Raw genomic sequence first — 25234 nt, forward strand, 5'->3', positions numbered from 1 at the left:
TTCGTCGCCTTGGCGTTCACTTTTCTGGGTAGCGAAACCTCGAGAACCCGGCCGCGTCCTTATTTTGTTCCGGAGCGTACAGTCTCTATGACTAACTGGCGCGCGGTCATCATCGGATTCGGACTCACGATCGTCGTCTCGATTATCGGACTCGCGATCCCCGGAATCGGGCAACTTGCCGCCGGCCTCATCGGCGGATTCGTCGCCGGCTTCATCGCGGGGGGCGGCCTCCTCCGCGGTGGCTGGCACGGCCTGCTCGCAGGGGCGCTCGGCGGCATACTCGCCGGCCTGCTCGTTGGGATCATCGTCGGGATCACCGGACTCACGCTGGGCCCGATCGGCGGCTTGCTCGGCGTCGGCGTCTTCGTCTTCGCGGCCTTGCTCGCGATGATCATGGCTCTCGAGAGCGCGCTGGCCGGTGCACTCGGTGGACTGCTCAACGCCTGAATCGTTTTTTGCTCATCCGTCGGATTTCAGCCCTCGGCCATCTCTCGACAGCTCTCAACACACTTTGGAAGGATCTCTGCACAGGCTTGGCAGTGATCGTGATCGTGCTGTTCGCACTCCTCGGCGCACGCTTCACAGACATCGGCACAGATCGACGCCAGCTCGCGGTGATAGCCCGAATTGCGAGCCATAAACCGCGCGTGAAGCGTCGTCAGATCCGCCACGTCTCGACAGAGTCGGATACAGCGTGCCATCTCCTCTCCCTCGCCCGCACAGGCGTCCGCACACCATTCACAGACCTGGGCGGCTTCGAGGCAGTTGTCGATACACTCCTGCATATGCTCGTCCGCATGCTCGAGTTGCTCGAGTGCCATCGTGCACACTCGACGTGGGGGTTGGGTATCAAGCTGGCACGGGCGAATGCAAGTCGTGACGAACACACGTGTGACTGAAAAATACGATCTACCGAACAATAAGTAAACTCTGAATGTGGGTGTCACTGTTTAACAATGGATTTATGTTGCCGTCAACACCCATTGATAATGGTCGTTACTGATTATTTACGAATGTCGATCGTCGTGGGCGCGTTAGCAGGCGTAGCGGCGTGGATACTGGGTTATCTCGTTACGTACGCTGGTGCGATCGGCGACATTCGGGCGGACGAGCAAGCCGAATTACTCGAGTTAGCGGCCGAAGAGTCCATCGAGTTCGAAATGGTCGGCCTGTTGTTCTACAACGCACACAACGTCGCCGCCGAGGTGCCACAGTATAGCGTCTTCCAAGCGCTCGAACGGAGTCACAACTTCGTCCTCGCGGATGGTGGAAGCTCCCTCTTCCTGTATCTCGTCCCGGTGCTCGTCTTGCTCCTCGCCGGCGGAGCGGTCGCGTCGTACACCGTTTCGGATCTCGAGGTGTCGACCGACGCCGCACTCGCCGGAGGGATGGTCGTCCTCGGCTACTTTCCGCTCGTCGTCATCGGACTGTTCGTTTTCAGTATCGACCTGGGAGACGGTGCGATGCGTCCCGAACCGCTCTTTGCGACTGCGCTCGCCGGACTGGCGTATCCGCTCGTATTTGGATCGATCGGTGGTGTACTCGCAGGTTTTGCTTCGAGCAGATCCGAGTAAAACCCGTTCTGGACGCCGGTCGGAGCGGTACTGTCGGAAAGCAGTGGGAGAGTTCGTGAGACTGGTCAGCTGAACGGGCTCAAAAGCCCAGCGATAGGACTCACACCGTTTTGTAAGCAGTGCTCGTGTACTGTATCGATCGGCTCGTGAATTGGGCGGCGCGTCTCGATGTACTCTCTTCGTTCTTGAACGGAATCGTACCCAACCCGGTGAGATCGCTCCGTCTAGTAACTAGCTCGGCTGGCAGGGCGTTCGAATTCTAATTTCAGAAACTGTCGCCAGCTAGACTACCCCCTCGATATTTCTCGGTTTCGCCGCCTCGAGGGTCGGAGTCTTACGCGGAACGTACTTGATGTCAGACTCAAAGTCGCCGATCGAGATTTACTAACAGTACAGCATCACCGACTGTGATCGCGGGGGGTTCCGTATTCACGAACTCGAGACGAGTGTGGTTCACTAATCTCGTTTGCAGGGCTTAGGCCCGAAACGTGCTGGCACAAAAACATGAGTATCCTCCCATTCCAGAAACTAATATAATGATTATTCCAACTGTTGTTAAACTCACAACTGGGGGACTATTGTACTGTATGTGAACTTTGAACAATATCTCCGTTTAATACTATAATCTCACAATGAATTTCTCGTCTTCGAAGTTGGCAGATCGCCACCGAAGACAAGTGATCAAATGTCACGAATAAAACAATCCCAGGTACTTGCACTGCTGTTTGCTATCCTTATGGTTACGTCGGCTGCGTTCGCCGGCGTCGGTTCGATCGTAGGGGCAAGCAATCAGGCCGACGATGGCGACGAGGTTGACGAGATCAACGCGATCGTCGAAGACATCAACGAGGAACTCGAGAACGTCGACGACGTTGAAACGATCGACGAGATCGAAGATGATACCGCTGACGACGTCCAAGACGACATCTTCACGCAGGTCGTCGCCGAAATCAACGCCCAGTCACAGGAACTCCTCGGCGAAGATATCGCCGACGATGTCGATACGCCCGAAGAAGCGCGCGAAGAAGCTGAAGACATCGAAGACGAGTACGGTATTGCCGCTCAAGAAGCGGTCGACGCACTGAACGACGCCGCAGACAGTATCGAGGAAATTCAGGAACTCGCTGAACAAGCCGACGAGGGTGACAGCGACGAAGCTGATGAAGATGACGGTGACGAGGCCGACGATGACGACAGCGACGAAGCTGATGAAGATAACGGTGACGAGGCCGACGATGACGACAGCGACGAAGCTGATGAAGATAACGGTGACGAAGCCGATGAAGACGACAGCGACGAAGCTGATGAAGATGACGGTGACGAAGCCGATGAAGACGAGAGCGACGAAGCTGATGAAGATAACGGTGACGAGGCCGACGATGACGACAGCGACGAAGCTGATGAAGACGAGAGCGACGAAGCTGATGAGGACGACAGCGACGAAGCTGACGAAAATGAGAGCGACGAAGCCGATGATGGCGACGAGGTCGACGAGATCAACGCGATCATCGAAGACATCAACGAGGAACTCGAGAACGTTGACGACGTCGAAACGATCGACGAGATTGAAGATGGTACCGCTGACGACGTCCAAGACGACATCTTCACGCAGGTTGTCGCCGAAATCAACGCCCAGTCACAGGAACTCCTCGGCGAGGATATCGCCGACGATGTCGACACACCCGAAGAAGCACGCGAAGAAGCTAAAGACATCGAGGATGAGTACGGCGCTGCCGCTCAAGAAGCAGTCGACGCGTTGAACGATGCCGCGGACAGTGTCGAGGAAATCCAGGAACTCGCTGACCAAGTCGACGACGACAGCGACGAAACTGATGACGACGCTGACGAAGATGACAGCGACGAGGCCGACGAGGACCCTGACGAGACCGATGAATCCGTAGAGTGCTGAGCCCGACAGCACGAATCGCTCCTTCCAACCAGAATAGATCTTTTATACCTATCCGTCTCCGGTAATAGGATGCGATAGTTCCCATACGAAGTAACGTCCCAGTCGAAGTGACGAAAAACGCTATTCGTTTTCTCGAGGTCTGCAATGAACCCTGCCGCCGTTTCGATCTTGATTCCGTAGCGGGAGTGGGTCTCGAGTGCCCCCTGCGACGTGTGACGTGTCGAGAGACCCGTCTGCCGTTCACGTCTTTCTCTCGGACCCACTCCCCGAAGACTCGTCGTTCGCGGACTCATTGCTCGGCCAGTGTTTCCATCCTCCTGCTTCGGCTGTCGCGGTACTTGCTCTTGACTCCGGCGTGGGCAGAGCCCGATCAAGGGTGAGTAACGCATCGAATAGTCGACCCAGCAGGCCCGTTTGCGAGAATCGTTTGTCGGCGTCGGTGCCGGACGACCACGGCAATCGATATCTCGAGGTATACTGTCGGCTGTACGTCGTTCAAAATTCTCGTCGCCCGAGGGTGCGAGAATCTTCACATAGTTACAGCTGACAGTATATCCATCCGGTACCGCACCTGTCGCCTGTCCGCTCAATGTGCTCTCCCGCTCGCTCTTTCGGTTCAAACTGCGGCCGCTCGAGCGGCGTCCGAACCGTTTCGGATATTCATGGCATATAATGTCTCTATAGTAAATACCGGTAAAGGCATGCTGATAGTTGTCGATGAACAATAGTTATATTTCACGTCGAACATTCGTCAAGCTATCCGGCCCGGTTGCCGTGATCGGACTGAGCGGATGTGTCGACGATACCAGCCAAGATGATGAAGAGGAGGACGAACCAGCCGAAGACGATGACGACGCCGATACCGGAGCGCCCGAAGCGGATCCGATCGACGACTCGGTTAACGGTGTTGACGAGACGGTCGAGGAGGTTAACGACGGTCCACTCGCCGATACGAACGAGAACGTCGATGCCATCAACGCTGAACTCGAGAACGTCGACGATATCGAGGGAGTCGACGAAGTAGCGGCCGAAACCGCTGACGATGCCCAAGACGAAGCGGACCGACTTGCGGACGAGGTCGATAGACTCCAAGATGACATCTTCACGCAGGTCGTCGCCGAAATCAACGCCCAGTCGGAGGAACTCCTCGGTCAGGACATCGCCGCTGAGGTTAGTACTCCCGACGAGGCTCGGGAAGAAGCCGAAGAGATCGACGACGAGTTCGGCGACGCGGCTGAGGAAGCGGTCGACGCGCTGAACGACGCTGCGGACAACGTCGAGGAAAATCAAGCGTTCCTGAACGGCGCTGCTGATGCGCTGGCGGATATCGACGAGGACGAAGAAGACGACCAGTAACGATACTTGTGTCGAGTGATAGCGGAAACGAGCGATGGCTCGCACTCGAGCAGTCCGCGCCTCCGCGCTCGTTGGTCCGTCACTGATCGCCCGCTTTCAGTCCCTCTCCTCGGGCTCCTCTCCTGGGATGTGGTCTTTGTGGACGATTCCCCGTTTCGCATCGTCCTCCGCGACCGCTTCACAACGGGAGATCAACGTCCGAACCCGCTCGATGTTTCCCGAGAATTCAAACTCATCGCTCTCGTGTTCAGCTCTCGCCGTACAGTACTGTAGATACAGTTTCGCCCGCCAGTCGGAATCGAGCGGCCACCACACGGCCGCCGGTTCGTTACCCATCTGGCTCTCCCACGTCTCGACTAGCTCGTGCATGAACGCCGCGAAATCCGCTTCCGTTTGCTGGATCTGTAACTCGTCGTTCAGCACTCGAGAAAGGAACGTCGACTGTTCGATCGCAGTCGCAGTCGCAGTTTCGTTCTCGAGGAGCGCTCGCAGTGCGTTCAGGTCGTCTCGAGAGATCGCTACGGCACACGCGACGCTATAGGTCTCCGTAGGAAAATGCTCATATTCCGGAATGGGGAGCTGCGCCGTCGTCTCGGCCGCGCCCCGGTTGTCTCCAAACAATCCCATAACAGTTCCTCTGAGCCATCTGGGATGAGTTTTGTGGTGATTCCCATAACATAACGGTACAAAAACACTGAATTTATTACAGTCACGATACGGGATACTATTGGTTGTCGATCATCTTTGGACCGATGCCAGAGATGGAGCTGATCCGTTGTCGCCGAATCAGAGGGCGTTTGCGGGGTCGGATCGCTTCGATCGCACTTCGAACCCGCGCTCTGCAGGTGTTCGCCCCTATCGCCGCGCCTCGAGTTCCTCCTCGAGTTCCTCGAGGCTCATATCCTTCATCGAGAGCAACACCAGCAGGTGATAGACGATATCGGCGGCTTCGTATGCGATCTCGTCGTGGTCGTCGTCTTTGGCGGCCAGGACTAGTTCCGTCGACTCCTCGCCGAGTTTCTCCAGGACGGCGTTTTCTCCCTTCTCGTGTGTGAACAGCGAGGCGGTGTAGGAATCTTCGGGTAGCGTTTCCTTGCGGTCTTCGATAACGGCGAACAACTCCTCGAGTGTCTCGTCCATTTATAATTCACCGGGAACGTCACGGATGTCTTCGAGTTCGGCGAACTTCTCGCTGTCGTCTCGGCCGTCCTCGAAGACGGCCTCCGTAACCTCGATGGGGACGTTGGTTCGGGCCGCCAAAGCGAGCGAATCGCTCGGACGGGCGTCGATTACGGTCTCTCCGCGGGGCGTATCGACGTGGATGTCCGCGATGTAGGTTCCGCCCTGCCCGTCCGCACGCTCTTCGATTTCGTTGACGACGACTCGGTCGACCCGTCCGCCGAGTTCCTCCATCACGTCGAGCAGGAGGTCGTGGGTCAATGGCCGACCGATATCTTCGGCCTCGAGGCCTCGAGCGATGCTCGTCGCCTCGTTGAACCCGATGAATATCGGGACGATATCGTCCTCGCCGTCGATGGAGAGAATCAGGACCGGAACCGGTCCCTGTTGGGTTCCCGCAACGCGGACCGCGTCGATGGACGCATTCATAGTTCGACTCATGAAGGCGAAGGGGAAAAGTCTGTACGCCTGCAATGGAGTTTCCCGTTGGAGTCGAACCGGATACGACCGCCGTCTCGCCGTCCGCCCGCCTCACTCGAGCGTCGGCACATCTGCGCCATCGTTCTCGAAGAACGCCAACTCGTGAACGCGGTCATCGGTCGTCAACTCGGGGTGAAAGGAGGTGCCGACGACCGGCCCGTCGCGCACCGCGACCGGGTTTTCGTCCCACGACGCCAGCACCTCGGCATTGCCGACGTCGTCGATGACCGGGGCGCGGATGAACACCGCGGGAAACGGCTCGTTGTCGGCGAGCCCCGTCACCTCGAGTGGCGCTTCGAAGCTGTCTTTTTGCCGTCCGAAGGCGTTTCGCTCGACGGTCACGTCGATGAGATCCAGCGTCTCCACGCGCTCGTCGCCCGCATCGCTCGAGGCGACGATCAGTCCGGCACAGGTCGCGAACAGTGGCTTTCCGGCCTCGACGTGCCCGCGAATCTCGTCGGCGATTCCCTCCGACTGGACGAGCCTCGAGATGGTCGTGGACTCGCCGCCGGGCATCGCGAGCAGGTCGCAATCGGGGACGATTCCCGACTCGCGGATTTCACGAACTTCGACCGCCTCGCCCTTGGCGTTGCCCGCCCGTTTGATCGCGTCTGTGTGTTCGGAGACGTCGCCCTGAACGGCGATGACGCCTGCAACCAGTGACATGGCCGACTTAGGTGAACCGCCGACAAAAATCCCGCGTCACGACCCGCAAACGAAGTGATACTGCCGGCTGTAAGTCGTTCAAGATTTTCGTCTCCCCGGGGTGCGAAAATCTTCACATAGTTACAGCCGGCAGTATGAGCGGCGAACGGCGAGGTGCTGTGGGCAGGTTCGAAAGGGGTGGGATTTCAGGGCCGTAGTCTCGATTCCATCGGCCAAGCAAAAGAGCGGGCTGGGCTCTCGAGATGGGTACACTCAAAACCCCATGAGAGTAACTCGAGAGACCTCCTCCGACAAGGACTCCTTCTACTATCGGATCATCAACTCGTACTCGACCTCGAAATGTGTCTCAAAACAAAAATGCGCCGCTATGCGGTGACCGACCGAGCCAGAAACCTGATAGATCGCGTTACGAGACGAACGCGAGCAGCTGGATGAGCACGCCCAGCATGACACCGGTTGCGATGACGGTTTTGGGGTCGATGCGAATCGCGTTCGAGTCTTCGGCGTCGAAGTACCGGACAAGTCCGGCACTGGACATCAGTCCGCCTGTGTTCTGTCCTTTATCCATACGTCTACATTGGTCCGCCAGGCACTAAATCTTTCGACCGGCCAGACGCGTTCGTACTCGAGTAGCGTCGGCGATCACGGCAAAGCCACACTGGTGGGAAACTCTTATGCGCGCCGCGCGGGAAGAGCCAATGAACGGTATGACTGTCACACTTAAAGACTTCCACGCAGACTGGTGTGGCCCATGCAAGACTCAGGACCCGATCCTCGACGATCTCGAGGAAGACTGGGAGGGCCGATTCGAAGTCGAGAAAGTAAACGTCGACGAACAGCAAGACGTCGCAAACGAGTATCAGGTACGTTCGCTCCCGACACTCGTCATTGAAAACGAAGACGAAATCGTCGAGCGGTTCGTCGGTGTTACACAGCGCGAGGATATCGAGGACGCCCTCGAGTCAGCCGGCGCGTAACGAAGCCCAACTCGCCGTTTTCACGTTCTCTCTGCCCGATGAGCTCCCGGTATCTGCTTTCACTCGAGTGTCGTTTCCCGTCCCCGCTTGCGGTAGACGAGAGCGATCGAGAGACGCGCCGATCCTGTACACAGGCGCCTTCTTGGATGTACTATTTCCCCGACATCGATCAGCGAAAAGGCACTCCGTCGGAGTAATCCGGAATATCGCTCCGATTTGTTGTACTATTCTCTCAGGAATAGAAGCACGAACCCGCCGGCATTTTCGCCGCGACGCTACCGTAACACGCTGGGGCTGTCGAGACGATTACTTAAATTTGACGCCGACGTCGTGTAACTCCTCGTTGTGGCGGGCGATGTTGATAACCAGCGGCGTGATGCTTTCGACTTCAGCCGCGTTTGCGAGCGGCCCGGCGTCGAGAACGCGGAGTCCATCGATTTCGCTCGCCAGCGACGTAACCGTCTGCTTGGCGTTCCCCTCGCCAACGACAAGCGTATCGAGATCGAGGTCGTGATCGAGATTCGAGAGTTCGCCCGCCGCGAGGTTGTGGAACGCGCCGACGACCGGGGTTTCGTCGGGTGCCCGACTCGCGACGAGTTCGGTGACGCTCCCGGCCGACGGCGGATGGTAGTGCATTCCGTCCTCGTCGCCTTTCATCCCAACCGCCGGGGTGACGAGGATCGTGTCCTCGTCGAGTTTTGACGCGACGGTCTCGACGGTGTCACCGGCGTAGTACGGCGGCACCGACAGGATGACGACGTCCGCTCGATCGGTCGCCATTTCGTTCGTGAATCCCTTTATCGAGGCCTCCACGTCACGATCCTCGAGGAGTTTCTCGTACTCTTCGACCGAGTCTCGAGCCTTTTCCGGGTCTCGAGAGCCGATCAGGATCTCGTGGTCGGTGTCGTGTGCAAAACGCAAGGCAAGCCCTTCGCCGATATCGCCAGTTCCGCCGAGTAGCGCGATTCGCATACCTGCCTCTCGGGGAGGCACTCGAATAAAAGGGTGGGAGGTCGGCCGAACTCGCCGGAATCACGGTCGGACCGGCGTTCGAATTCGGTGACCCGACGCATATTTTGGGACGACGGAAAGACTTGTTCGTATGGTACTCTCCGTGTCGGCCCGCACTCGCCGCGTTTTCCTCGTCGGCTGTTTGGCCTACTTCGGTCTCCAGAGCGTCGCCAATCTGCTGAACCATGGCTCGAGCGTGTGGCTCTGGGCCGGCGGGTACGCCATCGCGTCCTTTTCGCTCTTCGGGCCGCTCGCGTGGTTCGTTCGCGATCGCATTCCGGCCGAACGACGCGAAGCGCTCAAATATCCGGTATCTGGTGCTATCTTCCTGTGTTTCGTCCTCGTTTTCGGAGTCGAACTCGCGCTCGGTGGAGTCCTCTTTTTCTTCGATGCGGTCATAGTCGGCGGTCTCGTCGGACTTGTGATCGTACTTCTCGCCGAGAAGACGGTCGTCCCAGCACGGTTCCGGGCGAACGAAAGCGGAGGATTGTAGATCACACCCGGGGGTCGACGGGGCTGGGAAGGGGACTCTACAGATCTTCTTTCGACTCGGCGAGAGAGCCACTCTCGCATTCACTGTCGAACCGCGGAGCATCGAAAACACCACTCTCATACGCTCGCGCTCGAGTCACTCAGGTAGTCTCTCCCCTATGAACTGGCAGTATCGGTATACGGTTCTCGTCCTGTGCATGCTGGCGTTTTTCGTCACCTACTTCGCGCGGCTCGCGATCAGCCCCGTCGTCCCGTTGATCACCGAGGACTTCGGAATTACGAACACGTTGATCGGGTTCGCGCTGACTGGAATGTGGCTCGCGTACGGTCTCGCGCAGTTTCCAAGCGGCGTCCTCGCCGATCGGTACGGCGAAAAGCCGATCGTTCTCGTCGCCGTCGGCGGAACGACGGTGATGAGCCTCGCGCTCGCGCTGTCGCCGCTGTACGGTGCGTTCGTCGCGGCCGCGGTCGTCCTCGGCGGCGTCGCGGGGCTTCACTACGCGGTCGCGACGACGCTGCTCTCTCGGACGTTCGACGATATCGGGACCGCCGTCGGATTCCATTCGATCGGCGGCCCGCTGGCGGGGCTGGTCGCACCGGTTGCGGCGGCCTGGGTCGGCGTTCGGTACGGGTGGCGTCCCGCCGTCGCGCTGACCGCGATCGTCGGGATCCCGATCTTCGTGTTGTTCGTCTGGCGGATCCGTCCGACCGAACCGCGACGGCCGGACGAACCGTTGCGGGATAGCCTCGAGTTACGCTCGCTGGTCGGGCTGATCTCGCGACCGACGATCGCGTTTCCCCTCCTCATCGCGATGGCCGGAACGTACGTCGTTCAGGGACTGTTGTCGTTTTTCCCCGCGTTCCTCGTCGCGTTTCACGGCTACACGCCGACGGCGGCCGGCGTCGCCTTTTCCGTCTTTTTCGTCATCCGGGCGTGCGGCCAGATCGTCCTCGGTCGCGTTTCGGATGTCTACGGACGGGACGTCGCGATCGGGAGTTCGATGATCGCCGGAGCGGTCGGGATACCGCTGGTCGTACTCGGCTCGGGACTGCTCCCGATGGCCGTTGGCGTCGCCCTGGCGGGCGTCGGCTCGAGTTTCTTCGCGGCGATCGATCCACGGTTCATGGACGCGCTTCCAGCCGAAGAGCGCGGAACCGGGTTCGGTCTCGTCCGAACGGTATACACCGTCCTCGGTGCGAGCGGATCGTTCGGCGTCGGCCTCACCGCCGACCTGTTCGGCTGGGGCGTCGCGTTCTGGACCCTGGCGGCCCTGTTTTTCGTCTCCTTTCTCGCCCTCGCGGCGAACCGAGTCTTCGGGCTCGGTTACTAGCTCCCGGTTGATCCGACCGTCGAGCGTCTCCCTGTCCCCGCCGCTTCTCAGGCGATCACTTCGACCATCGTTTCGTCTGCGTCGTCCGCGCCGACGACCCGAACCGGAAACTGCTCGTCCTGGCTGGTCGGATACGTCTCGAACGCGAGCGTGGCGGTGCCGGTATCGCCGCCCGAAACGGTGACCGCCTGGGTGTCGACCCGCTCCGGATCGTGGCCGACGATAAACTCGAGTTCGTCCGAGGCGGTCGACTCGCCGGCGTTCTCGAGTTCGATAATCGCCTCGAGCACCCCGCCCGCCTCGACGGGCGAGTTCGTCTCGAGGATCCGCACCTCAAGCGTTCCGTCGTCAGCACCATCGTCCTCGACTCTATTGACGATCCACGCTCCGTCTAGTTCTCGAGTGGTGCCGTCCGCACAGACGATCCAGGGACTGACCCGGCAGGTGTGACAGAGTGTGCTCTCGGTGGTCGGAAGCGTCGCTGTATCGAGCGTGCCGGAGAGGTCGGTCACGTCGAGGATGGTGTCCGATTGGGTCAGCCACCAGACGACTCGATCGAGGGATCGATCCGATCCCGACAGAGACACTTCGAGTTCGAACTCGAGGTCGTCGTCCGGCGCGAACTCGAGGGTCTCCTCGGCGGGCTGTCGACGTTCGATCGACGGCGATCCCTTGCCGCCGCTCGAGACGTCGATCTCCCAGTACGCAGCGTAGGTTTCGTTCCCGCCGCCGAACCCGCTCTCTCCGCGTCGAGCCACCGACGCAGCGACCTCGTGCGTTCCCGTGGAATCGAACGTGTGCATGTGGAAATACCGCCCGACTTCGGCGAAGTACGCGCCCGTCCACGGCCTCATCCAGGCTCCGGTGGACTCGCCGTCGATCCACCAGTTCACCTCGTGGCTTTCGTCCGGATCGACGGGCTCGACCTCGAACAGCACCGTTGTTCCCGGCTGGACAGTGAGTTCACTATTCGGCATCGCGTTCGGGAGCTCCGACGCCGCGTCCACCGCCACGGTCCGTTCGGCTCCGACCCCGCTGATTTCGATTCGAACCGGGAATTCGTCGTCGCTCCGGACTGGATACGTGTCGAACCCCTGATTGACCGATTCGGTCTCGCCGGCCTCGATCGTCATCGTTTGCCGTCCCAGCCGCTCTTCGGCGTGGCCGACGACGAAATCTACGTCGGCTCGAACGTCCGACGAGCCGGTGTTTTCGATCTCGGCGGTCACCCGGAGATGCTCGCCCGCGTTCACCGGCGCGCTCGTCTCGACGATATCGATCTCGAGGCTCGAGGTGTCGGTCTGCCGGTTCGTGGCATCGGTCTCGAGCGCGGCCGTTGTATCGCGTCCGTTCCGCCCGCCGACTCTCGATTCGTCTCCGACGGCCGTCCCGGTCAGGACGATGCTTCCGGTCGTTACCCCCTGTAGCACCCGCCGCCGCGTGAGTTCCCGTTTCTTCATGACGCACGCTTGCTCCACTCCCGAACGTAAAAGGAGGCTGACCGTTCCGCGATCAAACGCGTCGTTTCGATCCGATGGCCGAGATCGGTCGCGATTCAAACCGGTTTTTCTCCCTCTTGGCGGGTCACGTTCCGCACGGATTCTTACGGCGCATCGTCCTCCTCGGGATTCATCGCGGCTCCGAACCCGCCGCCGTCGTAGGCGTCTCGATTCCGTAGCTCCCGTACCCGTTGCTCGAGTCGGTTCTCGAGCGCTCGGTGGTGCTCCTGGTCGATGTCCGGGTCGTCCGCGAGTTCCTCGAGATCCCGGTTGGCGCGCTCGAGGAGGTCGACCGCGGCTTCGGTCTCGAGGTCCGCCGCTCGCTCGAGGGCGGATTCGATGTCGGCGAGGGTCCTATCCGTCATGGATGGGGTCTCGACGGGAAGCCGTTTCAACGTTTGCGCGCATTTTCAGTCTCCGTACAATGAACGAGGAATACCCGGTCCAACGGACGAGGACTAGATACAACACGACAGCCTGCGTTCGTTTCGCCAATGGCCGAACCCGCCGTTATCGCCCACCGAGCATTCGCCGGTGTCGCCCCAGAGAACACCGTCGCCGCGGCGCGAAACGCCGCCGAGCACAACGACGCGTCGATGCTCGAGATCGACGTCCAGCCCGCGGCCTGCGGAACCCCGGTAGTGATCCACGACGAACGGCTCGAGGGGACCCGCGACGGACGGCCGCTCACCGACGCCGATGGGCTCGTCTGGGAGACTGACCTCGAGACGATCCGCGACGCGAGGGTCCTCGGAACCGACGAAACGGTGCCGACGCTCGAGGCGTTTCTCGAGGCGGTCCCGAACGCGATGGCCGTCAACGTCGAGCTGAAAAATCCCGGGACGGAGTCGCTTCGATTCGGCGAGTCCCTTCCGGAGAGCGACCGCGAGGAGCGAAAGGCGGTCTGGAAGCCGTTCGTCGAACGGGCCGTCGCCGACTGTGACTCCTTCGCCGGCGAGATCCTCTTTTCGTCCTTTTGCGAGGGCGCGATTGCGGCCGTCCGCGATATCGGACCGACCTACGCCGCCGCCGCGCTGGTCTGGGACGACCTCGAGGCCGGCCTCGAGATCGCTCGCCGGTATGACTGCGAGGCGATCCACCCGCCGCGAAACGCGATCGCGGGAACAGCGCTTTCGGGAACGGAGTACGCCGGGTTCTCGGATGCAGAGCCAGAAACCGATCTCCTCGAGGTCGCCCGCGAGGAAGGTCGAGCGGTAAACGTCTGGACCGCCGAGACGTGGACCCAGTTCGACCAACTCGCCGAGGCGGGCGTCGACGGGATAATCGCGGACTACCCCGGCCTCGCCGTCAGGCAGTAACCGCTTATTGAACCGGCTACAGTGAATCGTCGTCTCGAGAAGAGAGATCCTCTGTCGCGGGCCCCTCGAGCACCGTCCCGTCGGGGGCGAACCGCGAGCCGTGACACGGACAGTCCCAGCTACACTCGGCGTCGTTCCAGTCGACGACGCAGTAGGTGTGGGGACAGACCGCGGAGACGGCGTGGAGGTCGCCGTCGCCGTCTCGAGCGGTCGCGATCGGTTTCGGGCCGTCGCGGATGACTCGACCCTCGCCCCGCGAGATGGACTCGAGGTCCGGCGAGAACAGCGTCCGGAGCCAGTCGGTTGCGAACTGGCTCGCGGCGTCGGCGTTTTCGGTGATCGCGTCCGCCGCGGAGGTCTTCGGCGTGAACCGGAGCGGGTCGAACAGGTCGGCTTCGGGCGGGCGCTCGCCGTCGATCAACGCTGCGAGCAGTCGCCCGGCGGCGACGCCGTTCGTCATTCCCCAGCCGCGAAAGCCGGTCGCGACATAGACGTTCTCGCTGGCGAAACCAGCCCGCCCGACGAACGGCACCCGGTCCGCAGTCACGTAATCTTGAGTCGACCAGCGGTAGTCGATCGACTCCACGCGGAACCGCTCGCGCGCCCAGCGCTCGAGCCGCCGGTACCGATCCGCGGTCGAGCCGCCCTGCCCGGTTTTGTGGTTCTCTCCGCCGACGAGGACCAGCGGTTCCTCGCCGTTCCTCCGATAGGTCCGCACCGAGCGGTACGGATCGCCGGGTCGGTAGTACATCCCCGACGGCGGCTCGCCACGGATTCGAATGCCCAGCACGTAGGACCGTTTCGGGTGCATTCTGGTGAAGTAGCCCGCCCGATCGAGGATCGGATAGCCCGTCGCGAGGACGATGCTCGAGGCGGTGACGGTGGCTCCTCGCTCTGTCCGAAGGCGACACGGACTGCCCGGTTCGACGTCGGTTACTCGAGTGTGCTCGTAGACGCCCGTGTCGTCGTTGTTTCCCACTCCCTCGTCGGGGGTATTTCCGCTACCATGCAATTCCTCGGCCAGTCCGAGGAGGTACCGCCGGGGGTGAAACCACGCCTGGTTGTCGAACCGGAGCGCCGCCGAAGCTCGTTCGAACGGTGGCACGGACCGAACTTCGGTCGCCTCGAGTCCCGCCATCGTCGCCGCGTCGGCCTCCCGTTCGATTTCGTCCGGGTCGTCGCCGTAGAGATACGACGGCTGTCGTTCGAACCCGCAATCGATGTCGAGTTCGTCGACCCGCCATTCGACCTCGTCGATCGCCTGCTCGTTTACCGACGCGTACCGTCTCGCGGCTCCGCGGCCGAACTCTCGGCGAAGATGATCGTATATCAGCCCGTGCTGGCTTGTCAGCTTCGCCGTCGATTTCCCGGTGACGCCCGCCGCGACGCGGTCGCGCTCGAGGACGGCGACCGACTTCCCGCGATCCCGCAAGTCGATCGCCGTCGAGAGTCCCGCGATTCCCGCGCCGACGACGGCGACGTCGACCGAGCGGTTCGACTCGAGCGGGCCGTAACTGGCCTCGAGCGTGCTCGCGAGCCAGGGTGAGGTCGGCTCCCCGGGGAGGTCGTCGCTGGGTCGAGTGAATTCGCCTGCCATCTGGTGACCGGTACGACTGCCGGCGGCAAAAAACAAGCGGGGCATGGGCTTTCTGCGAAGTGGAAAACCCTCCCTCTTTGGGCAAAATCACTGCACTCTCGACGACTGATTCACTAGCCTCGACACGTCCGACAACTCGTACGCCAGCAGTACCGTTAGCTGTCGGGTTCGTGCTGGTATTCGGGCGGAGCATCGTCGGCCTCGAGCCCGTGATACCCACCGTACACGCTGCCCATCACGCTCTCGTGGTCGTCCTCTTGAATCCACTCGGTGGTGACTTTGAAGTCGCCGTCGTCTGTGTCGTCGGTTTGGCACACTAACTCCCCGTTGCACGCGTCACGGGAGTCCGTCGCGTCGTAGGCGATCGCCGCGTCGCCGTCGAACTCCTCGACGACATCGACGGTGGTCGTCGTGTCGTGGCCCTTCGATTCTAAGTGAGTGACCCACGTATCCAGTGCCGTTTCGATCCCTCGGACGACGTTTCGTTCGTCGTACGCGTCCGCGATGCGGAGCTGGACGCTCATGTCCCGGTCGATCGCTCGCTCCTGTTCGGGAGCCATGATCGACTGCGGTTCGTCGTCGTGGTCGAGTCCCAGCGTGTGTCCGAGTTCGTGTTTCGTCGTCTCTCGAAGCGTAGTGTTCGTGTATCCTGCCTCGACGCGGATTTCGGCCGTCTCGGGTGCCTGCTCGGTGACGTAGTCCGCACAACCGATGTGGAACGAATCGAACGCCTCTCCGCAGCGCTCGAGGTCGCTGACGAACTCGATGTGCTTGTCCGGGTCCGGATCGGACTGGTTGAGCTCGTACGAAATCGGATACCCGGCGTATTGCTCGCTGTTGTTTTCCCAGTACTCCAATGAGTCCTCGACGATGTGGCGTTTATCCATTTCGACGGCCGAATCGTCGTACGCGACGGTCAGCGTCTCCGTGCCGTAGGGATTCGCGTCGGGGACATCCGAGTTCGCGTTCGGATCGTCGCTCTCGTTCGTGATCCCTTCGAGACCGCCGTTAATACCGAGCCCGGCACAACCAGCCATCACGACGAGCCCAACGACGACGAAGATCCCGAGCGCGGTTCGCATTTGTTGATAGAGGTATCGCGAACGCTTTATGTATTGTGTCGCGTTCTGTCAGTCGTTTCTACATTCGACGGGACGACGCGAAAAGCGGTGTTAGGATTCGTCTTCGGCCTCGAACACGTCCGGCAGTTCGTTGATCGACTCGAGGACAATCGACGCGCCCTCTTCGTCGTACTTCTGCCGCCCGTCCTCGCCCGTCAGCCCGCCGGTCAGCACGCCGATTCCGTGGTAGGTGCGATCCGGATCGCTCTCGCTTGCGTTGACGGCCGTCCGCACGTCGTCGAGTGTGTCGCCGACGAAGACGACGGTGTCGGCGTCGAACTGGGCCGCGAGCGTAGTCAGGGCTCGAGGGTGTGGCTTTCCTTCCTCCCAATCATCCATTGTGAACCGGTTGTCGGCACCGATATCGAGCCCGACGCGCTCGAGAGCGATTTCGGCTTCGGCTTCCGGACGTCCGGTCACCACGCCAACGTCGTAGTCTGCCGTCAGGGCGTCCCGCGTTTCGTCCTCGAGCAACACCGGCTCGTCGTGGATGAACCCGCGCGTTTCGATATCGGGGTCGCCGCCCTCGAGGCCTCGGTAGAGCTCTTCGCCGAGATAGAGCTGCTGGAATACGTCCCGAAGCCGCTCGCGATCCCATCGGTCTTTCACGCGCCGGGTGGCGTTCGCGCCGATTTCCTCCTGGACGACCTCGGTTGCGGCCTCGAGGCCGCCGCCGTTGGCCGCAATTTCGTCCGTGAACCCGTCGATCGAGTCGCGGTACCCCTCCTCGGTCGAAAGCACGTACAGCGCCGCGGCGTCGGTGAGTTCCCAGTCGTTGTTGAACCCGCCGGCGTCCTTGAACTGCTGGATATCTTCCTTGCGAATGCTCCGGTCGTAGACGCGCTCGACGGACTCAACGATCGCTCGACGGTAGGAGTTTTCGACATCGACGAGCACGCCGTCGATGTCGAGGACGACCGCGTCGGCGTCGATGGTGGCGGCTGCGTTCATACGCTGTCGAACGGACCCGAGGTGATAAAGCACGCCGAATTCGGTCGGCTGAAACTCGCGTCTGTGAACGGTCTGACTCGAACCAGCAAACGGAAGTCTCCGTCCCCGAAATGAACGCGTGATGAGTGGGCGAGCGGGAACCGTCGTCGATGCGATCGCCAGGGGGCTCGAGCGGCTCGGGGTCATTTCCGCCGAGCGGTTCCGTCCGACGATGGAGCTCGCGTTGCCCCGGATCGGTACCGGCTTTGCGATCATGTCCAAGCAGACGGCCGACCTCGCGATGGTCGGTATCGCCGTCGGCACGACGGGGACCGCGGGCCTCGCGTTCGCGTTAGCCTACTGGGAGGTCGTGACTATGTTGGGACTCGGGCTCGCGGGCGGCACCGTCACTCTCGTCTCGCAGAATTACGGCGGCGAGCAGACCGAACGCGCATCGATCGTGGTCAAACAGAGCGTTCTGGTGGCAATCGCGTTCGCGATACCGCTTATGGCCGCGTTTTTTCTCTTCGCGGAGCCGTTGATCGGCCTCCTCGCTAACGATTCGGAATCGATTCACCACGGGAGCGTCTACCTCGCATTCGTCGCGCCGGCCATTCTTTTCGAATTGCTCAACTTGATCGCCAGCCGAACGTACACGGGGATCGGCGACACGTTCACGGAAATGATGGCCCGCGGCGGCGGCGCGGTGCTCAACGTAATTCTCAGCGCGCTCCTTATCTTCGGCTTCGATATGGGCGTCGCCGGCGCGGCCATCGGAACCACCCTCTCGACCGGGTTCGTCACCGTCGTCCTCGCGTGGGGGATGGTTGGGCGGAACTACGGCGCGCTGGGGATGGAACCCAGCCCCGTTCCGATTACCCGCACGGGACCCCTTCTGGATGTCGGGATCATCCGTCAACTGATGGAGATCTCGACGCCGGAAATCGGTCGTCGACTCGCACAGGGGATCGTCGTCTTCCCGCTGTTGTGGATCACGGCGGTGTTCGGCCCGGTCATCGTCACCGCTTTCGAGGTCGGCAGACGCGTCCGAAGCCTGATCAACAGCATCAATTGGGGGATGTCCCTGGCCTCGAGTTCGCTCGTCGGCCAGCACCTCGGGGCGAACGAGGAGGACGAAGCCGAGGCCTACGGCGGCGCAATCATCCGGCTCTCGCTGGTGATCTACGTCACCGCAGCTGTGATCGTGGTGGTGTTTGCCGAACCGATCGCCAGTATCTTCGTCTCGAGTCCCGACGAAGTCACGCAAGCCGCGATATTCGTCGCCATCGGCGCGATCAGCGCGGTCGGGTTCGGCCTCGACGGCGCGGCGGCCGGTGCCTTGCTCGGTGCCGGCGCGACTCGCTGGCCGTTCGTCTCCTCGCTGATCGGTCGGTACGTCTTTGCCCTTCCCGCGGCTGCGCTGGGGCTGGTGACGCCGCTCGGCATCGCAGCGCTCTACCTTGCGTTCTTGCTCGAGACGTTCGTTCCGGGCGGGATCAACTACTGGCTCTTCCGGACGGGCCACTGGAAGGCCGTGAGTCGGCGGTATCGTCCCGGCTCGGCAACCGACGGCGACTGATCGGTTCCCGATCGCCAACTCGGAATCTACGCGCTAACGTTGGTCTGAGCACGGCTTAGAACCCGAGCGCCAGCGCGAGTTGCGCCGCAAGGAGCAACAAGCCGACGGCGTAGAGTACGTCGAGGAAGAACCACGACAGCAGGTTCGCGACGTAGATCACGATCACGAACGGGATTCCGAGGAGGACGATCGGCGAGCGCCGCCACTCTGAGAGCGATCGGTTCCACAGCGTCTTCGCGTCGCCGGTGCTGGGAAACGCCTGGACGCCGACGCTGAACCCGAGCCAGCCGAGTACGAGCGCGACGACGACGGTTTCGGTCGTCGTGAGGCTCAGATCGAGACTGGCCCCGACCTCCGGGATGCCACTCGAGAGCACGACCGCGGCGAACCCGACGAACAGACAGAACGCTATCGCCGTGTTGAGCAGAAACGGTGCGACGCTGATGACGAACGACTGCCAGTAGCGGTCAGGTTCGCCGTGTTGGACGTACCCCGCAGGCGTCCCGAGTCGGAAGTACGCGACGTCGACGACGGGAACGCCCATCAGGTCGCAGGCTTTCTTGTGTGCGAACTCGTGGACGACGACCCCGGGAGCGGTGAGGAGACTGAAGAAAAAGCCGATAAACGCGAGCATATGCCAGAACGGCAGTACGGAATCCTAAGTGTTCTGGGTCGGTGTCTGTCGCCGATATCACACGTTCACTCGGCGACGAACAGCGTGTCACCCGGAATCGTCTTTCGATCGACCGGAATGGCTGGCTGGTCGCCGCCGAGGGTCGTAAAGACGAACGGCGCGTCGACCGCTCGAGCGACCTCGAGCGTCGGTCGATGCAACTCGGGCGGCAGGTTTTGGGCGAAGAGCACGTCCGCACCATCATACACCGCGAGGTTCGGATCGACAATGTCGTCGCGGACGAAAGTCACGCTAGCTGGTACGTCGCGCTCGTGGATGTCGGTTCCAGTGACGGAAACCCCCGATTTCGCCAGTACACTCGCCAGATCGGTTCGTCTGCCGATTCCCACCTCGACCACGCAATCTGCACTCGAGAGGTAATCACAGATTGCCTCGAGAGTCCGACGAGAGTGTGCCATGGCGGGACGTTTATGGCACCTGCGGCCATAGTCGTTTTCATGCTCGTCGATATCGTTCCGGTGGGATCCGTTTCCGCGGAGGTCAAGCGGGCGGCCTCCTCAGCGTTGCGTTCGGTCTACGACTGTGAGGTTACGGTCAACGATTCGCAGTCGATTCCAAGCGGTGCGTACGATGACGGACGGAACCAATACTCTGCGGAGTCGTTCATCCAACTCGCGGAACGAACTGGCCGAGGCGATAAGAACATCGCGATCACTCCCCACGACCTTTTCTACCGACGCCGAAACTACGTCTTCGGACTCGCCTACCTCGATGGTAGCGGTAGCGTCGTCTCGACCTACCGGCTCCAGACGTCGTCGGACGGCGGCTTCTCAAACAAGAGCGCCGCCGACATCTTCGAGGACCGTGTTCGAAAGGAGATCGTCCACGAAATCGGCCACACATACGGCCTCGAACACTGCGACAACAACCGTTGCGTGATGAACTTTTCGCCGACGGTTCGCGAGGTCGATATCAAAGAGGAGAACCTCTGTGGAAGCTGCCAGCGGTTGGTAAAGTGATGTATCTCGGGGACACGCCCCGAGGCACTCTCGCTGTAGACCCGCGACATCGCGATTGCGGTCCCGAACACCTCGTTTTTCTTTCTTGCCGTTCTTTCTCGAACCGATGCCCGCCACAGCCCCCTTCGAAACGCTCACCGCCGAGTACGACGCCTGGTTCGAGACGAACCGAGACGCGTACCGAGCGGAACTGGCCGCACTCGAGCAGGTGCTCTCCAAAGACACGCCCTACGTAACCAGCGAAACCGATCCCGCCGGCCCGGCCACCCTCGAGGTCGGTGTCGGAACCGGCCGCTTTGCCGACCCGCTCGAGATTCCGGTCGGAATCGACCCGGCAAGGAACCCGCTTCTCGAGGCCCGAGACCGCGGCGTCGATCCGGTTCGAGGCGTCGCCGAACGGCTCCCCCTGTGCGACGACGCGTTCGATCGGATCCTCTTCGTCACCGTCTGGTGTTTCCTCGACGATATCGAGGACACGCTTTCAGAGACCCGTCGCGTGCTCGCAGCCGACGGGGAACTCGTGATCGCGTTTCTCGACCGCTCGAGCCCGCTAGGGCAGGTGTACCAGGAGAACAAGGATGAGAGCCCGTTCTACGCTGACGCGCAGTTCGTCACCGGAGAGGAAGTCTGCGGTGCGCTCGAGAACGCGGAATTCGTCGTTCGAGAACGGGTTCAGACGGTGTTCGACGAGTCTGTGGAGGAGCCCACCGAGACCGAATTGCACGGCGAAACCGAACGCGTCCGCGACGGCCACGGCGACGGACTGTTCGGCGTCGTTCGAGCCACGCTCGAGTAGCCTCGGCCGACTCGAAAGCCGTCTCCCTCCGCTGGAGAGACAAAGACCACCGCCGGAGGGAACAAGGATTTAGGCTCGAGCGTCCTACGAACGCTTGACACTACTGTCGTGATACCTGCCAGTCTCTCGCAGAGCGGGAGGGTCGACGCGGCCGTAAGTAGCGACTGTCTCGGGGTCGACCCCGGTGAGCGCCGATGACCGGCGACGAGCGGGAGATCGAAATCGAGGTCGAAGCCGAGGGCGACCGCTCGGACGACGGCTCGCTAGACGACGAAATTTCGACCGAGACTGAATCCGACTCCGGCCGGTGGAGCACCGGTCCGAACCCGCTCGAGGATCCCGAGGCGGCGGACGGGGGCGACCTCGGGGACGAACTCGGCCGCATCGACGTCATGTCGACGCCGGAGGGCTACGTCGAGGGTCGCGTAACAGACCTCGAGACGGTCGACGAGACGACGGTTCGTCTCGAGGTCGCGCTCCCCCACGGTCGAACGGCCTCGTTCGCGCTCGAGAAGCCGATTCCGTGGTCCGAGGAGTTTCTCTTGGCCCGGATCGTCGAGGACGTCGGCTACGACGCCGCCTCCGTAGGCCACCTTGTCGGAGAATCCGTGTTCGTCACGCGGGCGGATCTCGAGGACGATGACACGACCGGCTGGGACGGGCTCTGGACGAGCTCCGCTCGCGTGGCGGGCCGGACGGTGAACTCGTTGCTCGAGTCCTCCTTGGGCGGTCGTTTCGAGAAGACCGAAACCGGGCCAACGTGGCGTCTCGTCGATCCGCGGGAACGCCCCGACCCCGTCGAGGAGGGCGATTCCGACGCCGTGACCGTCTCGATCGCGCTCGCGTTCATTCTCGTCGGCGTCGTCACTGCTGCGGCTGGTGCAGTGTTTGGCGTGACAGGAGGTGTTGTCGTCTCGAGTGCCGCGATCGCGTACGCGGTTCCGGGTCTCCTCCTCGCGCTAGTCGGTTTTCTCGTCGCGTATTCGGTAGCTGATCCTCGAGACTAGATGCTGCCGATGTTACCGTCGCGTCGCGCTCACTCGAGCCGACTGAACACAGCGACGCCAGCGACCGTCAGCAGTCCGAGGATACCCAGGAGACGAACGACTCCGGAGAAGGTGAGCAACTGCGCCGCGACGAGTGAGACGAACGCGCCGGAATAACGGACGATTACGGCCGAGTCGATCGCGAGACAGACCGTTCCAGCGATCGTCAGACCGATTCCGAGTGCGAGCACCATCGCCGATAGCCCGGCGGAGTCTGCAAGTATAGTCGCGACGAGCGTGAGGGTAATTCCGAGGACCGCAACCAGTCCTTCCGTCGACCGAGTCGGCAACTGAAAGCGGGAAACTGAATTCACGCGTCAAAATTCTGTCCATTATCGCATGAATATCCCGGTCGTCGACAACTCGAGCCAAAACAAGTCGACCGCCGCCGATCAGACCGAGTAGTAGTACTCGCCTTCGCGTTTCTGCTCGCGATCTAACTGCGAGTCGGGTTTGTTGATACGCGGCCGCGACGTCCGTTCGTCGCGGCGGAACGTGATGTCGAGGTTCTCGAGGAAGTCGTTCATGCCTTGGCGCATCGGCTGTGGGGTCCCGGCGCGGCCCTCGATGGCCGGTTCGCCGTCGAAGACCATCAGGCGATCCGCGAGCAGGTCGATCACGTAGGTGTCGTGGTCGATCACGAGCACGGTCGCGTCCTGCATCTCGGCGTGGCGGCGGATCGCGCTTGTCGCCTGGACCCGCTGTTCGACGTCGAGGTGTGCGGATGGCTCGTCGAGCAGGTACAGATCCGCGGAGTCGGAGAGACAGGCCGCGATGGCGACCCGCTGGCGTTCACCGCCCGAGAGATCCGAGAGGTTCTGTTCCATGATGCGCTCGAGTTGCAGGGGCTGGGCGATTTCGGTGTTCCAGTATGAGGAGCCGAACTGGTCGGTGATCGACGAGAGGAACACGTCGACGCGCATGTGCTGGTCGATGGTGACGTACTGGGGTTTGTAGGAGATATCCAGATCCAGGTCAGCATCCCCGGTCGTCGGCTCGAGATCGCCGGTCAGCAACTGGGCGAACGTCGACTTACCGATCCCGTTCGGGCCGACGATGCCGAGCACTTCGCCTTCCATGATTTCGCCGCCTTCGACCGCGAGTTCGAACTCGCCGTCGCCGTAGGACTTCGTCATGTCCGGATACTCGACGAGCGGGTCGCGGTGGGTCGCGTTCCGCGGCGCGTGTTCTTCGAACTCGATCTGGTCGGGACGGATCCGCATGTTTTCGTTCTCGAGGTAGCCCGAGAGGTACTCGTTGATCCCGTTTCGGACGGATTTTGGCGTCGTGATGACACCGTAGGCCCCGGGCTCACCGTAGGCGACGTGGAGGGTGTCACAGAGCAGATCCAAAATCGCGAGGTCGTGTTCGACGACCAGTACGGATTTGCCCTCCTCCTCGGCGAGTTCGCGGGTGAGTCGTGCGGCGGTAACTCGCTGACCGATATCGAGGTACGGCGTGACTTCGTCGAGGAAATAGAAATCGGTGTCTCGAGCGAGCGTGGCCGCGATAGCGACCCGCTGGAGTTCGCCGCCCGAGAGGTCCTCGATCGCCTGATCCATGACCGGGCCGATCGAGAGTCGTTCGACGAGGTAATCAAGCGCACCCCGTTCGTCGGTGCGCTCGAGCAACTCTCGCGTGTTGCCGTCGAACTGTTCGGGAATCTGGTCGACGTATTGGGGTTTTTGCGAGACGGTTACGTTACCGTCGCGGACGTCCGCGATGTAGTCCTGTAGTTCGGTGCCGCGGTAGGCGTCGAGAACCTCCTCCCAACCCGGCGACTCGTTGTACCGACCCAGGTTCGGTTCGAGTTCGCCCGCGAGGATGCGGACGGCGGTCGTTTTCCCGATCCCGTTCGGACCGAGGATACCGGTGACCTGTCCCTCCTGAGGGGCAGGAAGCCCGTACAGCGAGAAGGCGTTTTCCCCATAGCGGTGGATCGGATCGTCCTCGAGTTCCTGTGGGAGATTAATGATTTCGATGGCGTCGAAGGGACACTTCTCGACGCAGATACCACAGGTTTCGCCGAGACAGATCTCTTCGGAGATACGGACCTGTTCGGGCTGGCCCTGATCGGGTTCCTCGCCGCGAAGGGTGATACACTCCTTGCCCGTCCGGTTCGGCGGACAGTAGTTCTTGCACTCGTAGTTACACCGATCCGGCTGACACCGGTCGAGGTCTACGACGGCGATGCTATCGTCTGCCATCGTTAGATCGTGACCTCCGTCGTGAGCAGAATGCCCCACGTCACGAACCACAGCGAGAAGGTCATGAACGCGATGAACAGATAGTGTTTGAACCCGAACTCGTCCTCATTATAGATGCCGGATACCTGTAAGAGCGGAAACTGGATAATGATCGCTCCGAGGACGACCAACAGCGCCTCTTGATTTTCTGCACCGCCTTCGCCCGTCCCGTAGAGGTAGAGACAGGCGAACGCGGCTGCGACCCCGAGCAAGGCCGACAGCGCCGTCACGCTGATCGAGCGGATGTGCTCGTATCGGTCGCTAATCGATTCCGTCGACATGAGACGCACTCTGTCGCCGTCGGTGAAAAGCCGTTCGCATTGGCGGGAACGCGGGCAATCTGGTTTGCGAGCATTCAGTTCGACGGTTGCAAACTGGGTACGGTCCAGGGCTCGCTCTCGTTCCGGGGCTATCCGTCGCTTTTGGATGCGCCAATTTGTCGACGATCGGCCGGCGACGATGGGGCGGTCGAT

29 protein-coding genes are annotated in these 25234 nt (G+C 61.4%); 12 read left to right on the plus strand and 17 right to left on the minus strand.

What is annotated here, in order from left to right:
- Positions 1-87 precede the first annotated feature (87 nt).
- Positions 88-447 carry a DUF5518 domain-containing protein gene (locus tag ACYQ14_RS11140; protein ID WP_459888130.1) on the plus strand — a complete coding sequence of 120 codons (360 nt, stop codon included), beginning with the start codon at positions 88-90 and terminating at the stop codon, positions 445-447.
- 26 nt (positions 448-473) lie between these two features.
- Here ACYQ14_RS11140 and ACYQ14_RS11145 read toward each other — a convergent pair whose 3' ends face one another.
- Positions 474-821, minus strand: a complete 348-nt coding sequence (locus tag ACYQ14_RS11145) for a four-helix bundle copper-binding protein (RefSeq protein ID WP_459888132.1) — start codon at positions 819-821, stop codon at positions 474-476.
- A gap of 168 nt (positions 822-989) precedes the next feature.
- On the opposite strand from ACYQ14_RS11145, the gene ACYQ14_RS11150 reads away from it, so the two are divergent.
- The 3 genes from ACYQ14_RS11150 (at position 990) to ACYQ14_RS11160 (ending at position 4839) form a co-directional block, all read left to right on the plus strand.
- Positions 990-1574 (plus strand): DUF7978 family protein, encoded by a 585-nt coding sequence (locus ACYQ14_RS11150; protein ID WP_459888135.1) that lies wholly within the window; start codon positions 990-992, stop codon positions 1572-1574.
- 685 nt (positions 1575-2259) lie between these two features.
- On the plus strand, positions 2260-3483 hold the full coding sequence (locus ACYQ14_RS11155; RefSeq protein ID WP_459888138.1) for a hypothetical protein: 1224 nt from the start codon (positions 2260-2262) through the stop codon (positions 3481-3483).
- A 774-nt stretch (positions 3484-4257) separates the two neighbouring features.
- Positions 4258-4839, plus strand: coding sequence for a hypothetical protein (locus ACYQ14_RS11160; RefSeq protein WP_459888140.1), 582 nt, complete (start codon positions 4258-4260; stop codon positions 4837-4839).
- A gap of 96 nt (positions 4840-4935) precedes the next feature.
- On the opposite strand, the gene ACYQ14_RS11165 is transcribed toward ACYQ14_RS11160, so the two are convergent.
- The 5 genes from ACYQ14_RS11165 to ACYQ14_RS11185 all read right to left on the minus strand — a co-directional run bounded on the left by ACYQ14_RS11165 (position 4936) and on the right by ACYQ14_RS11185 (position 7732).
- Positions 4936-5466: a hypothetical protein gene (locus tag ACYQ14_RS11165; RefSeq protein WP_459888143.1), complete on the minus strand. Its 531-nt coding sequence runs from the start codon at positions 5464-5466 to the stop codon at positions 4936-4938.
- Positions 5467-5694: 228 nt separating this feature from the next.
- Positions 5695-5979 (minus strand): phosphoribosyl-ATP diphosphatase, encoded by a 285-nt coding sequence (hisE, locus tag ACYQ14_RS11170; protein ID WP_459888145.1) that lies wholly within the window; start codon positions 5977-5979, stop codon positions 5695-5697.
- Entirely contained in the window at positions 5980-6447 is a 468-nt protein-coding gene (locus ACYQ14_RS11175; protein WP_283835708.1) for a bifunctional nuclease family protein, read from the minus strand.
- A 102-nt stretch (positions 6448-6549) separates the two neighbouring features.
- Positions 6550-7164 (minus strand): pyridoxal 5'-phosphate synthase glutaminase subunit PdxT, encoded by a 615-nt coding sequence (pdxT, locus tag ACYQ14_RS11180; protein ID WP_459888147.1) that lies wholly within the window; start codon positions 7162-7164, stop codon positions 6550-6552.
- A gap of 406 nt (positions 7165-7570) precedes the next feature.
- Positions 7571-7732, minus strand: coding sequence for a preprotein translocase subunit Sec61beta (locus tag ACYQ14_RS11185; RefSeq protein ID WP_283835711.1), 162 nt, complete (start codon positions 7730-7732; stop codon positions 7571-7573).
- 139 nt (positions 7733-7871) lie between these two features.
- Here ACYQ14_RS11185 and ACYQ14_RS11190 point away from each other — a divergent pair, with 139 nt between their 5' ends.
- The gene (locus ACYQ14_RS11190) at positions 7872-8141 is read left to right on the plus strand and encodes a thioredoxin family protein (RefSeq protein ID WP_283835713.1); all 270 of its coding nucleotides are present in this window, start codon (positions 7872-7874) and stop codon (positions 8139-8141) included.
- 306 nt (positions 8142-8447) lie between these two features.
- Here the strand turns inward: ACYQ14_RS11190 and npdG are convergent, their stop codons facing one another.
- Positions 8448-9113, minus strand: coding sequence for an NADPH-dependent F420 reductase (npdG, locus tag ACYQ14_RS11195; RefSeq protein ID WP_459888152.1), 666 nt, complete (start codon positions 9111-9113; stop codon positions 8448-8450).
- Positions 9114-9243: 130 nt separating this feature from the next.
- On the opposite strand from npdG, the gene ACYQ14_RS11200 reads away from it, so the two are divergent.
- Both ACYQ14_RS11200 and ACYQ14_RS11205 read left to right on the plus strand, forming a co-directional pair.
- Positions 9244-9645, plus strand: coding sequence for a hypothetical protein (locus ACYQ14_RS11200; RefSeq protein WP_283835716.1), 402 nt, complete (start codon positions 9244-9246; stop codon positions 9643-9645).
- 157 nt (positions 9646-9802) lie between these two features.
- Positions 9803-10975, plus strand: coding sequence for an MFS transporter (locus ACYQ14_RS11205; protein WP_459888155.1), 1173 nt, complete (start codon positions 9803-9805; stop codon positions 10973-10975).
- Positions 10976-11022: 47 nt separating this feature from the next.
- Here the strand turns inward: ACYQ14_RS11205 and ACYQ14_RS11210 are convergent, their stop codons facing one another.
- Entirely contained in the window at positions 11023-12435 is a 1413-nt protein-coding gene (locus tag ACYQ14_RS11210; protein WP_459888158.1) for a cupredoxin domain-containing protein, read from the minus strand.
- A gap of 143 nt (positions 12436-12578) precedes the next feature.
- Positions 12579-12839 carry a hypothetical protein gene (locus ACYQ14_RS11215; RefSeq protein WP_459888161.1) on the minus strand — a complete coding sequence of 87 codons (261 nt, stop codon included), beginning with the start codon at positions 12837-12839 and terminating at the stop codon, positions 12579-12581.
- Positions 12840-12968: 129 nt separating this feature from the next.
- On the opposite strand from ACYQ14_RS11215, the gene ACYQ14_RS11220 reads away from it, so the two are divergent.
- Positions 12969-13793 (plus strand): glycerophosphodiester phosphodiesterase, encoded by an 825-nt coding sequence (locus tag ACYQ14_RS11220; protein ID WP_459888164.1) that lies wholly within the window; start codon positions 12969-12971, stop codon positions 13791-13793.
- Between the two features lie 16 nt (positions 13794-13809).
- On the opposite strand, the gene ACYQ14_RS11225 is transcribed toward ACYQ14_RS11220, so the two are convergent.
- The 3 genes from ACYQ14_RS11225 to ACYQ14_RS11235 all read right to left on the minus strand — a co-directional run bounded on the left by ACYQ14_RS11225 (position 13810) and on the right by ACYQ14_RS11235 (position 17444).
- Positions 13810-15390 carry an FAD-dependent oxidoreductase gene (locus ACYQ14_RS11225; protein ID WP_459888167.1) on the minus strand — a complete coding sequence of 527 codons (1581 nt, stop codon included), beginning with the start codon at positions 15388-15390 and terminating at the stop codon, positions 13810-13812.
- Positions 15391-15545: 155 nt separating this feature from the next.
- Positions 15546-16472, minus strand: a complete 927-nt coding sequence (locus tag ACYQ14_RS11230) for a matrixin family metalloprotease (protein ID WP_459888170.1) — start codon at positions 16470-16472, stop codon at positions 15546-15548.
- Between the two features lie 90 nt (positions 16473-16562).
- On the minus strand, positions 16563-17444 hold the full coding sequence (locus ACYQ14_RS11235; RefSeq protein ID WP_459890050.1) for a TIGR01548 family HAD-type hydrolase: 882 nt from the start codon (positions 17442-17444) through the stop codon (positions 16563-16565).
- A 139-nt stretch (positions 17445-17583) separates the two neighbouring features.
- Here ACYQ14_RS11235 and ACYQ14_RS11240 point away from each other — a divergent pair, with 139 nt between their 5' ends.
- Positions 17584-19020: an MATE family efflux transporter gene (locus tag ACYQ14_RS11240; RefSeq protein WP_459888172.1), complete on the plus strand. Its 1437-nt coding sequence runs from the start codon at positions 17584-17586 to the stop codon at positions 19018-19020.
- Positions 19021-19075: 55 nt separating this feature from the next.
- Here the strand turns inward: ACYQ14_RS11240 and ACYQ14_RS11245 are convergent, their stop codons facing one another.
- Entirely contained in the window at positions 19076-19654 is a 579-nt protein-coding gene (locus ACYQ14_RS11245; protein ID WP_459888174.1) for a DUF3267 domain-containing protein, read from the minus strand.
- A gap of 65 nt (positions 19655-19719) precedes the next feature.
- The gene (locus ACYQ14_RS11250; RefSeq protein ID WP_459888176.1) at positions 19720-20112 is read right to left on the minus strand and encodes a UPF0146 family protein; all 393 of its coding nucleotides are present in this window, start codon (positions 20110-20112) and stop codon (positions 19720-19722) included.
- Positions 20113-20151: 39 nt separating this feature from the next.
- Between ACYQ14_RS11250 and ACYQ14_RS11255 the strand changes: the two genes are divergently transcribed.
- The 3 genes from ACYQ14_RS11255 (at position 20152) to ACYQ14_RS11265 (ending at position 22476) form a co-directional block, all read left to right on the plus strand.
- A complete protein-coding gene (locus tag ACYQ14_RS11255) occupies positions 20152-20673 on the plus strand; it encodes an archaemetzincin family Zn-dependent metalloprotease (protein WP_283835732.1) in 522 nt (173 codons plus the stop codon).
- 106 nt (positions 20674-20779) lie between these two features.
- Positions 20780-21469, plus strand: a complete 690-nt coding sequence (locus ACYQ14_RS11260; protein WP_459888178.1) for a class I SAM-dependent methyltransferase — start codon at positions 20780-20782, stop codon at positions 21467-21469.
- Between the two features lie 194 nt (positions 21470-21663).
- Complete coding sequence (locus ACYQ14_RS11265; protein WP_459888180.1) at positions 21664-22476, plus strand: hypothetical protein; 813 nt, start codon at positions 21664-21666, stop codon at positions 22474-22476.
- Between the two features lie 29 nt (positions 22477-22505).
- Here the strand turns inward: ACYQ14_RS11265 and ACYQ14_RS11270 are convergent, their stop codons facing one another.
- The 3 genes from ACYQ14_RS11270 to ACYQ14_RS11280 form a co-directional block, all read right to left on the minus strand.
- On the minus strand, positions 22506-22829 hold the full coding sequence (locus ACYQ14_RS11270) for a hypothetical protein (RefSeq protein WP_459888181.1): 324 nt from the start codon (positions 22827-22829) through the stop codon (positions 22506-22508).
- A gap of 78 nt (positions 22830-22907) precedes the next feature.
- The gene (locus ACYQ14_RS11275) at positions 22908-24722 is read right to left on the minus strand and encodes a ribosome biogenesis/translation initiation ATPase RLI (RefSeq protein ID WP_459888183.1); all 1815 of its coding nucleotides are present in this window, start codon (positions 24720-24722) and stop codon (positions 22908-22910) included.
- Between the two features lie 2 nt (positions 24723-24724).
- Positions 24725-25042, minus strand: coding sequence for an EMC6-like membrane protein (locus tag ACYQ14_RS11280; protein ID WP_459888185.1), 318 nt, complete (start codon positions 25040-25042; stop codon positions 24725-24727).
- Positions 25043-25234 lie beyond the last annotated feature (192 nt).

The organism is Halostagnicola bangensis, from assembly GCF_054653435.1.

Bases quoted from the DNA above. Each gene is read 5' to 3' on its own strand.
- ACYQ14_RS11140 (WP_459888130.1), top strand. From the start codon at position 88: ATGACTAACTGGCGCGCGGTCATCATCGGATTCGGACTCACGATCGTC.
- ACYQ14_RS11145 (WP_459888132.1), bottom strand. From the start codon at position 821: ATGGCACTCGAGCAACTCGAGCATGCGGACGAGCATATGCAGGAGTGT.
- ACYQ14_RS11150 (WP_459888135.1), top strand. From the start codon at position 990: ATGGTCGTTACTGATTATTTACGAATGTCGATCGTCGTGGGCGCGTTA.
- ACYQ14_RS11155 (WP_459888138.1), top strand. From the start codon at position 2,260: ATGTCACGAATAAAACAATCCCAGGTACTTGCACTGCTGTTTGCTATC.
- ACYQ14_RS11165 (WP_459888143.1), bottom strand. From the start codon at position 5,466: ATGGGATTGTTTGGAGACAACCGGGGCGCGGCCGAGACGACGGCGCAG.
- hisE (WP_459888145.1), bottom strand. From the start codon at position 5,979: ATGGACGAGACACTCGAGGAGTTGTTCGCCGTTATCGAAGACCGCAAG.
- ACYQ14_RS11175 (WP_283835708.1), bottom strand. From the start codon at position 6,447: ATGAATGCGTCCATCGACGCGGTCCGCGTTGCGGGAACCCAACAGGGA.
- pdxT (WP_459888147.1), bottom strand. From the start codon at position 7,164: ATGTCACTGGTTGCAGGCGTCATCGCCGTTCAGGGCGACGTCTCCGAA.
- ACYQ14_RS11185 (WP_283835711.1), bottom strand. From the start codon at position 7,732: ATGGATAAAGGACAGAACACAGGCGGACTGATGTCCAGTGCCGGACTT.
- ACYQ14_RS11190 (WP_283835713.1), top strand. From the start codon at position 7,872: ATGACTGTCACACTTAAAGACTTCCACGCAGACTGGTGTGGCCCATGC.
- npdG (WP_459888152.1), bottom strand. From the start codon at position 9,113: ATGCGAATCGCGCTACTCGGCGGAACTGGCGATATCGGCGAAGGGCTT.
- ACYQ14_RS11200 (WP_283835716.1), top strand. From the start codon at position 9,244: ATGGTACTCTCCGTGTCGGCCCGCACTCGCCGCGTTTTCCTCGTCGGC.
- ACYQ14_RS11205 (WP_459888155.1), top strand. From the start codon at position 9,803: ATGAACTGGCAGTATCGGTATACGGTTCTCGTCCTGTGCATGCTGGCG.
- ACYQ14_RS11210 (WP_459888158.1), bottom strand. From the start codon at position 12,435: ATGAAGAAACGGGAACTCACGCGGCGGCGGGTGCTACAGGGGGTAACG.
- ACYQ14_RS11215 (WP_459888161.1), bottom strand. From the start codon at position 12,839: ATGACGGATAGGACCCTCGCCGACATCGAATCCGCCCTCGAGCGAGCG.
- ACYQ14_RS11220 (WP_459888164.1), top strand. From the start codon at position 12,969: ATGGCCGAACCCGCCGTTATCGCCCACCGAGCATTCGCCGGTGTCGCC.
- ACYQ14_RS11225 (WP_459888167.1), bottom strand. From the start codon at position 15,390: ATGGCAGGCGAATTCACTCGACCCAGCGACGACCTCCCCGGGGAGCCG.
- ACYQ14_RS11230 (WP_459888170.1), bottom strand. From the start codon at position 16,472: ATGCGAACCGCGCTCGGGATCTTCGTCGTCGTTGGGCTCGTCGTGATG.
- ACYQ14_RS11240 (WP_459888172.1), top strand. From the start codon at position 17,584: ATGAGTGGGCGAGCGGGAACCGTCGTCGATGCGATCGCCAGGGGGCTC.
- ACYQ14_RS11245 (WP_459888174.1), bottom strand. From the start codon at position 19,654: ATGCTCGCGTTTATCGGCTTTTTCTTCAGTCTCCTCACCGCTCCCGGG.
- ACYQ14_RS11250 (WP_459888176.1), bottom strand. From the start codon at position 20,112: ATGGCACACTCTCGTCGGACTCTCGAGGCAATCTGTGATTACCTCTCG.
- ACYQ14_RS11255 (WP_283835732.1), top strand. From the start codon at position 20,152: ATGCTCGTCGATATCGTTCCGGTGGGATCCGTTTCCGCGGAGGTCAAG.
- ACYQ14_RS11260 (WP_459888178.1), top strand. From the start codon at position 20,780: ATGCCCGCCACAGCCCCCTTCGAAACGCTCACCGCCGAGTACGACGCC.
- ACYQ14_RS11265 (WP_459888180.1), top strand. From the start codon at position 21,664: ATGACCGGCGACGAGCGGGAGATCGAAATCGAGGTCGAAGCCGAGGGC.
- ACYQ14_RS11275 (WP_459888183.1), bottom strand. From the start codon at position 24,722: ATGGCAGACGATAGCATCGCCGTCGTAGACCTCGACCGGTGTCAGCCG.
- ACYQ14_RS11280 (WP_459888185.1), bottom strand. From the start codon at position 25,042: ATGTCGACGGAATCGATTAGCGACCGATACGAGCACATCCGCTCGATC.